The sequence below is a fragment of the Patulibacter sp. NPDC049589 genome (assembly GCF_040675535.1).
GTDB lineage: Bacteria > Actinomycetota > Thermoleophilia > Solirubrobacterales > Solirubrobacteraceae > Patulibacter.
Genome location: NZ_JBFAPC010000214.1, coordinates 1 through 7,827, shown reverse-complemented (window position 1 = coordinate 7,827; position 7,827 = coordinate 1). Strand labels below are relative to the sequence as shown.

Sequence of the window (7,827 nt, the reverse complement as noted above, 5' to 3'; positions counted from 1 at the left end):
ATGTACGGCATCGCGATCGTTCTGATCCCGCTGATGGGCGTCATCCACCGGCTGTGGATGAGCGGCGACGTCGATCGCCGCGAGGGCGTCGCCCATCCGGCGGCCGGCACCTGCGGGATCGTGAAGCTGTCGACCGGCTGACCGGTCGGGATCAGCTGGTGCGTCACGGGGTCCAGTGCGTCGGTGCGCACGAACTTGGCGCTGATCGTCTTCGCGCCGAACGTGAAGAGGAGCGCGGCGGGCATCGTCTCCTCGGACTGCGACCACGCGACCCACGGCTCGCCGTCGAGGAGGCCGTCGTAGTTCTTGCCGGTGGTGGACTGCTCGAGGTAGGTCGTGCCCTTGCCCGGGGCGACGATGTCCGGGGACAGCTTCGGCTCGCCGGCCTTGCGGTCGGGCGTCGGGACGCCGACCAGCGGGGAGCTCCGGACGTTGTGCGCGTCGTGGCCCGAGACGACGACCTCGACGCCGTACTTGTCGAACAGCGGCATCACGTCGTCACGGAGCTCCGGGTCCGCGTACTCCGGGTACACGCGGCTCGTCTTCGAGTGGAACGGCGGCTGGTGCATGACGACGACCTGGAACCGCGTGCGGGTCGCGGCGGCCTTCAGGTCGGCGTCGAGCCACTCGAGCTCGTGCTGCCAGTAGGCGGGGAACGCCGAGGGCTTCACGCCCGGGCTCGCCTCGAGGACCGTCCAGTGGACGCCCTGGTAGTCGTAGGAGTACGAGCGCTGCTCCTGGCCCGTGGGACCGTTGCCGGGGTTCGGGAAGTGCGCGTAGTAGAGCGGCGACGCGGTGCCGGCCACGGCGGTGTTCTTGTACTCGTGGTCGCCGAGCGCCGACAGGAACGGCACGCTGCCCAGCAGCCGGCGGGTCGGCGAGCCGTCCAGGGGCGCGCCCGACGGGAACGTGTAGGTGCCGCTCAGGAGGCGGTCCCACATGTCCTCCATCGTGCCGTCGTTCTGGTTGTCGCCGGAGGAGACGACGAAGGACGGGCGCACGTTCTGGTTGCCCAGGACCTGGTTGGCGCGGTTCAGGCCGACGACGCCCTGGACGCTGTAGTCGCCGGGGGCCGACGCGCCGAACGGCACGACGTCGTCGCCGTCGTCGACGTGGACCTCGCCGTACGTCGCGGCGGTGTAGGGCTGGTCGCCCGCCTTCGCCGTGGTGAACGTCCCCGGCGCCAGGCCGGCGGGCGTCGCGGTCGTCGTCGCGAACCAGTCGTACGACGCGCCGGGCGTCAGGCCGGCGAACGTGCCGGTGAAGAACGTGTACGTCGGGCCGGGGCCGCCGGCCTTGCCCTGCGCGTCGGTCCGCGCGAGGGTCAGCGTCCGGCAGTCGGACGGCGCGCCGACCACGGCGCAGGCCGCGACACCACCGGCGCCGCCCGTCGGCCGCGCGTAGGCGACGCCGGTCGTCCCGGTGACGGCGGCGTCCTCCTTGAACGTCACCGCCATCGTCGTGCTGGTGTCGCCGGTGAAGCTCAGGTGGGCCTGCGTGATCGCGGCCTGCGAGCTCGCGCAGGGCACGAGCGCGAGGGTCGCCGACGCCAGCACCAGGCGGCGCAGGCGACGTGAACGGGAGGAAGCCATCGGGGGTTCCGATCGGGTTGCGGGAAGTGGCCGAGCAACCAAACAGGGCGGAAGGCCGCCAGACGTTGCCTCGCGGTGAAGTTGCGTGCAGCAGCAAATGACGTCGACGTCGTACGCGGCACGTGCACGCCGTAGGCGCCTCCCGCACGCGTCGGCACCGCCACGTCCGACTCGCGAACGTGCCGGCCCGGGGTACGGACTCGCGGAGCACCACCCGACACCGGAACGCTCCGCCTCCCGGCACGGACCCGCGGCGCATCACCGCCGCCGCACCCGACACCGGAACGCGCCACCTCCCGGCACGGACCCGCGGCGCACGCCCCCTGCGGGTCAGCCGTCGCCCGCCGGGAGCAGCTCGCCGCGGGCGGCGCGGCGGACGGCTTCCGGGAGCAGGCGGTGCTCGAGCGGGCGGAGCGCGTCGTGGACGGCGGCGGCGTCCGGCGCGCCGGGGATCCGGACGGCGTCCTGCAGGAGGATCCGGCCCGTGTCGACGCCGTCGTCGACGAGGTGGACGGTGACGCCGAAGACCTCGACGCCGTGGGCGATCGCCTGCTCGATCGCCCGGATGCCCGGGAACGCGGGGAGCAGCGACGGGTGGACGTTGACGATGCGGCCCTCGAACGCCCCGACGAAGACCGGGGTCAGGATCGCCATGTAGCCGGCGAGGACGACGAGCTCGACGCCCTCCGCCCCGAGCCAGGCGGCGATCGCGGCGTCGCGGTCCTCGCGGGTGGGGTGGTCGGCCCGCGGGAAGACCCGGGTCGGCACCCCGGCCCCGGCGGCGCGGATCAGCGCCCGGGCGTCCGGCTTGTCGCAGGCGAGCGCGACGACCTCGGCCTCGTGCCCGTGGACGGTGTCCAGCAGCGCCTGCAGGTTCGTCCCCTCTCCGGAGGCGAGGACCCCGACGCGGAGGGGGCGGGACGGCGTGGCGGACGGGCCGGACATGGCCGCGTCGACAATACGGCGACGCCGCGCGGAGCGGCCCGCCGGGCACCGCCGCCCACGCCTCGGCCGCCCCGACGGGCCGCCGTGCGGGCGCGTCCCGCCGTCCGACCGCCGGCCTTGCCCTCAGCGCCCGCTCAGCGACGCCTGCTCGCCGACGACCACGAGCACCGGGTAGGCGCCGCCGGTCGTCGCGATCGTGCCGGCCTCGAGCAGCTCGTCGACGCGCAGCAGCAGGTCGCCGGTGCGCAGGTCCGAGTGGCGGGCGTAGGACGGCAGGCCGTCGTAGCCGCTCTGGACGATCTTCTGCGAGCGGCTGCCCCGGAGGATCTCGGCGACCCTCGTCCGGCCGATCGACGGGTCGGCGTCGCGGACGACCTCGACGATCGACGCGTCGACGGCCGCGGCCAGGTCGCCGCTCAGCGCGCGGGCGCCGCCGGTCAGGCGCTGCGCGGCGGAGCGGGCCCCGGCGGAGTCACGCCGACCCGTCGCCACCCGTCCGCCGCCCGGGCCGCCCGCGGCCTCCGGCAGCAGCTGGGGCGCGCAGGCATCGCAGCACGGCACGGTCGGGTGACCCGCGCGGCCGGCGGCGGGCGAGCCGGTCGTGTCGCCCCGGACGTCGTCGCCCCCGCCGGCCACGACCGACGGATCGCCGAAGTGCCGCAGCACGGCTCCGCGCCGGCAGACGTCGCTCTCGACGAACTTCCACAGCGCGCGGTACTGCGCCCAGCGCTTCTGCTGCGCCTCGCTCGCCAGCGCCTGGACCTCGGCCCGGACGCGGTCGTCGTACGGCCCGAGCAGCCGGCCCTTCAGGCGGTCCGGCGGGCCGGGATGCGGCTGGACCATCCCGGCCTGGGTCAGGTGGCCGAAGACCGCCCGGGCCGTCTCGCCGTCGACGCCGAGCTCCTGCACCGTGACGTCGAACCGACCCTCGGGCGCGGAGCGGACGACGGCGCCGGCGATGCGGTCGAGCGTCTGCTCGTCGACCTCGCCGCGCTCGATGAAGTAGCGGTGCAGCCCCTTGTCCCGGCCGTCGGCGAGCAGGAACGCCGCGGCGGGCCGGCCGTCGCGCCCCGCGCGGCCGGCCTCCTGGTACCAGGCCTCGATCGAGGGCGGCGCGCTGTCGTGGACGACCGTGCGGACGTCCGCCTTGTCGACGCCCATGCCGAACGCGTTGGTGGCGCAGACGAGCGGGACCTCGCCGCTCATGAACCGGCGCTGGGCGCGGTCGCGGCGCTCGCGGTCGAGGCCCGCGTGGTATGCGACGGCCTCGACGCCGAGCGCCTCGCCGAGGTCCGCCGCGAGCCGGTCCGCGTTGTCGCGGGTCCCCGCGTAGACGATCGCCGGCAGGGCGTCGGGCGCGCGCAGCGCCGCGAGCAGCCGCCCGCGCCGCTCGACCTGTCCGGAGCAGCGCCGGACGACGAACGACAGGGCCGGCCGGTCGAACCCGGTGCGCACGTGGACCGGGTCGTCGAGGTGCAGGCGGCGCTCGATGTCGGCCGCGACCTGGGGCGTCGCGGTCGCCGTCGCGGCGAGGATCGACCGCGTGCCGAGCCAGCGCGCGGCGTCCGCCAGGCGGAAGTAGTCGGGCCGGAAGTCGTGCCCCCACTGCGACACGCAGTGGGCCTCGTCGACGACGAAGAGCCCGACCGTGGCGTGCCGGATCCGCTCGAGGAACGCCGGGGATCCGAAGCGCTCGGGGGCGACGTAGAGGAGCTTGACGTCGCCGGCCACGGCCCGGTCGACGGCGCGGGCGTTCTCCGCCGGGTCCTGCTGGCCGCTGAGCAGCGCCGCGGGCGGCACCGCGTCCGGATCGCGGGAGAGGACACGCGCGTTGAGCTGGTCGACCTGGTCCCGCATCAGGGACACCAGCGGTGACACGACGAGCGTCAGGTCCTCCCGGCAGAGCGCCGGCAGCTGGTAGGTGAGCGACTTGCCGGCCCCCGTCGGCATGACCACCAGCGCGTCGCGCCCGGTGTAGGCGGCGCGGGCGGCGTCCTCCTGCCCGGGCCGGAATCCGGGGAACCCGAAGACCCCGCTCAGGGTGCGGAGCAGCGGGTCTTCCTGGAGGGGGATGGGCGACATCGACCCTGCACGGTAGAGGCGCGGGGAGACGACAGCCGGGTGCGACGATCCGGGCACGGTCCCGTCACGGGATCGGCACGCGCGGAGCCCGGTTCCCGGCACCGGGCGGGACGCCAGCGGGTACGGTGCAGACCACACCATGTCCCCCGCGCCACGCTCCCGTCCCCTGCTCCGCGGCGTCGCCGCGACCCTCCTCCTGTTGCTCGGCGGGTCGGCCCTCGCGGCCCCCGCCCACGCCGCCGAGGGCCGCACGTACGTCGCGTTCGGCGACTCCTACACCTCCGGCCTCGGCATGCCCGGCCAGCGCTCGACGCCGTCCGGCGAGCCCGCCTGCTTCCGCTCCGCGGAGAACTACCCCTCGCAGGTGGCGGAGAAGCTCGGCCTCGGCGAGGAGCGCTCCGGCGACTGGGCCGACGTCTCGTGCTCGAACGCCACGCTCCAGGGCGCCGCGCTGCAGTCGCCGGTCGACCTGGGCGGCGAGGTCGGCCTGGCCGAGAAGGCCGGCGTCCTCGGGACGAAGACCCGTCTCGTGACCTTCGGCGGCGGCGGCAACGACCGCTGGGACACCGCCGGCCTCGGCCTCTTCGCCGGCGCGGTGCTCTGCCTCGACGACCCGTCGTGCTCGGCGACCCCGTCGGCCCAGGCCTTCGGCCGGCCCCAGAGCGTCACCGCCGCGGCCTACACGGCGCGCGCGAAGCCCGCCATCGACCGCATCCGCGCGCTGGCCCCGAAGGCGAAGATCGTCCTGGTCGGCTACCCCGAGGTCCTGCCGGCGACGGGCTCGATCTGCCGCACCGACCAGCAGGCGACGGTCCCGGCGGGCGCCGGCGGGCAGGCGTACGCCCGCGCCGCCACGGGGGCGCTGTTCGCCGCACAGCAGGCCGCCGCCGGACCGCTCGGCGTGACCTACGTCAACACCGTCCCCGCCACCACCGGGCACGACATCTGCCAGGGGCCCGGCGTCCGCTGGTACGCCCGCACCGGCGATTCCGGCGCGGACCCGGTCCACCCCACGGTCGCCGCCCACACCGCGATCGCGAAGGTCGTCTACGCCGCCCGCCCGAGCGTCCCGAAGGCGAAGCTCCGCGCGCCGTCCTCGGCCCGCGTCGGCCGGACGGCCACGTTCCGCGCGACGGACCTCCTGCGGGCGACGGGCTACCGCGCCCGGATCACCCGCCGCGTCAAGGTCGCCGGGCGCACCCGCACCTGCAGCGCCCCGGTCGGGTCCGCGAAGCAGGCGTCCGGCACCGCGTCGTTCAAGGGCCGGATCCCGTCCCGCCTGACCTGCGCCGGCGCGTCCCGATCCGCGCGCCGGCCCACCACCCCGGCCGGCCGGTACACCGTCCGGGTCTGCCCCGAGACGTCCTCCGGCGCCTGCCGCGGCAGCGGCTCGAAGCCGACGGACACGCTGAGCATTCGGCGGTAGCCCTCGGCCCCGGCGTCCCGGCCCGTCCGGGCGCCCCGGCCCACTCAGCCGTCACGTCCGTCCCGTCGGAACCTCCGGCGCGCGACGCGACACGGCGGGCCCGGCCACCCAGGCAGCCCGTCCGCCGAACCCGAGCGGCACCGTGGACGCCGTGAACGTCGCCACGACGCGGTTGGTCCCCCTAACATGACCCTCCCGGCGGTCGTCCGTCCGCGGGGACGCGCCCATGACCGCCTCGCCCGCACCGCTCGCCGACGTCGTCACCGACTCGCTCTCCTCGGTCGCCCGCGCCCTGGAGGTGCCGGTGCACGTCGTCGCGATCCTGCTGCTGCTCCTGCTGGCGCTCGAGGCCGGCCGGTTCGCCACCGAGGCCTGGCGCCGAGGCCGTCCCGGACGCTCACGGCTCCTGGGCGTCGCGTGCCAGGCGCTGACCGACCCGGCGCGGGCCGACGCGATCGCCCCGCAGGCCTCGAGCGGCCTGGCGGAGCGCGCCGTCCGCGACATGGCCGGCGCCCGGGCGTCCGGCCGCGAGGAGGCCGTCGAGTACGCGCTCGCGGACTACGAGCTCGGCGTCCAGCGCCGCCTCGACCGCACGCGGATGCTCGTCCGCGCCGGGCCGGCCGTCGGGCTGATGGGCACGCTGATCCCGCTCGCCCCGGGCCTCGGCGCCCTGGGCCGCGGCGACTTCGCATCGCTCGCCGACGACCTGCAGGTGGCCTTCGCCGCCACGGTCATCGGGATCCTCGTCGGCACCGGCGCGTTCACGCTGACGCTGCTGCGGACTCGCTTCTACACCGAGGACCTCGCGGCCCTGGAGCGCGCGGTCGGCGCGACCCCGCCGACGGCCGCGGCCGGCCCCGCCTCCGACGCGCCCGGCGCCCCGAGCGGTCCCGGGGCGCCCGTCCCGTCCGCCGGGGACGCCACGCCGCACCACGCCCGGGTCACGGAGTCGATCGGGGAGCACACGGCATGAAGCGCGTCGGGCTCGGCCGCCACGGCCAGCTGGACAGCGACGTCGGCGACCCGCTCGACGGGCTCGTCAACCTCTTCGACGTCGGCCTCGTGCTCGCCCTCGCGTTCCTGATCGCCGGGCTCGGCCTGAGCATCAACGGGGACACGGGCCAGGTCGAGAAGCGCGCGCCGACGAGCTCCGGGGCCACCGGCGCGGAGCGCACGCTGACCACCCCGTCGAGCCCGAGCCAGGCCACCGGCCGCGGCGAGGCCGTCGGCCAGGTCTACCGCCTGCCCGACGGGACCCTCGTGCTCGTCGACCCGAAGGCCCAGGGCGCCCCGGCGACGCCGTGATGGGCACGGCCGACGAACGGGGTCGCCGCGTGGTGCCGACCGCCGACGCGGGCGTCGCGGGCGCCGACGCGGCCTGCGTGACCGCCGACCCGGCCGTCGCGACCGCCGACGCGCCCCGCGTGACCGCCGCCGCGGCCGTCGCGACCGCCGACGCGCCCTGCGTGACCGCCGCCGCGGCCGTCGCGAGCGCCGTCCGGGCGCCGGCGGCGACGGGCACCGACCTCCTCGGCCTCGGGACGGCGTCGCGGGCGACCGGCCTCCTCCCCGCCCGTGCGGTGCCGAAGAGGACCGGGCGCCGGAGCGGCCGCGGGACGTCGCACTCGGCCCCGATGGTCGCCCTCCTGACGGCCGTCGCCCTCGGCGGCGCGGCCGCGCTGCCGACCGGCCCGCGCGGGCGGCGATCCATCGGGCGATGGATCTCCCCCGGGAGGGTGATGCCGCGCACCACTTCCGCGGGGGAGGGTGGTGAGTGAGTTC

Annotated in this window: 7 protein-coding genes; 4 read left to right on the top strand and 3 right to left on the bottom strand. The window is 76.3% G+C overall.

Going from position 1 to position 7,827, the window contains the following annotated elements; genetic code table 11:
- The 3 genes from AB0L40_RS25065 to AB0L40_RS25055 form a co-directional block, all read right to left on the bottom strand.
- On the bottom strand, nt 1-1,592 hold a 1,592-nt coding region (locus AB0L40_RS25065), incomplete at its 3' end, for a metallophosphoesterase (protein ID WP_364361082.1).
- 330 nt (nt 1,593-1,922) lie between these two features.
- Nucleotides 1,923-2,537 (bottom strand): phosphoribosylglycinamide formyltransferase, encoded by a 615-nt coding sequence (gene purN / locus AB0L40_RS25060; protein ID WP_364361080.1) that lies wholly within the window; start codon nt 2,535-2,537, stop codon nt 1,923-1,925.
- Between the two features lie 123 nt (nt 2,538-2,660).
- Nucleotides 2,661-4,619 carry a RecQ family ATP-dependent DNA helicase gene (locus AB0L40_RS25055; protein WP_364361078.1) on the bottom strand — a complete coding sequence of 653 codons (1,959 nt, stop codon included), beginning with the start codon at nt 4,617-4,619 and terminating at the stop codon, nt 2,661-2,663.
- Between the two features lie 139 nt (nt 4,620-4,758).
- Between AB0L40_RS25055 and AB0L40_RS25050 the strand changes: the two genes are divergently transcribed.
- The 4 genes from AB0L40_RS25050 to AB0L40_RS25035 all read left to right on the top strand — a co-directional run bounded on the left by AB0L40_RS25050 (nt 4,759) and on the right by AB0L40_RS25035 (nt 7,823).
- Nucleotides 4,759-6,045 (top strand): SGNH/GDSL hydrolase family protein, encoded by a 1,287-nt coding sequence (locus AB0L40_RS25050; protein ID WP_364361076.1) that lies wholly within the window; start codon nt 4,759-4,761, stop codon nt 6,043-6,045.
- Nucleotides 6,046-6,271: 226 nt separating this feature from the next.
- Nucleotides 6,272-7,018 (top strand): MotA/TolQ/ExbB proton channel family protein, encoded by a 747-nt coding sequence (locus tag AB0L40_RS25045; RefSeq protein WP_364361074.1) that lies wholly within the window; start codon nt 6,272-6,274, stop codon nt 7,016-7,018.
- Complete coding sequence (locus AB0L40_RS25040; RefSeq protein ID WP_364361072.1) at nt 7,015-7,350, top strand: DUF2149 domain-containing protein; 336 nt, start codon at nt 7,015-7,017, stop codon at nt 7,348-7,350. The genes AB0L40_RS25045 and AB0L40_RS25040 overlap by 4 nt, the downstream gene beginning before the upstream one ends.
- Nucleotides 7,351-7,379: 29 nt before the next feature.
- Entirely contained in the window at nt 7,380-7,823 is a 444-nt protein-coding gene (locus tag AB0L40_RS25035) for a hypothetical protein (RefSeq protein WP_364361070.1), read from the top strand.
- Nucleotides 7,824-7,827 lie beyond the last annotated feature (4 nt).

Coding starts and splice junctions, on each gene's coding strand:
- purN (WP_364361080.1), bottom strand. CDS start 2,537: ATGTCCGGCCCGTCCGCCACGCCGTCCCGCCCCCTCCGCGTCGGGGTC.
- AB0L40_RS25055 (WP_364361078.1), bottom strand. CDS start 4,619: ATGTCGCCCATCCCCCTCCAGGAAGACCCGCTGCTCCGCACCCTGAGC.
- AB0L40_RS25050 (WP_364361076.1), top strand. CDS start 4,759: ATGTCCCCCGCGCCACGCTCCCGTCCCCTGCTCCGCGGCGTCGCCGCG.
- AB0L40_RS25045 (WP_364361074.1), top strand. CDS start 6,272: ATGACCGCCTCGCCCGCACCGCTCGCCGACGTCGTCACCGACTCGCTC.
- AB0L40_RS25040 (WP_364361072.1), top strand. CDS start 7,015: ATGAAGCGCGTCGGGCTCGGCCGCCACGGCCAGCTGGACAGCGACGTC.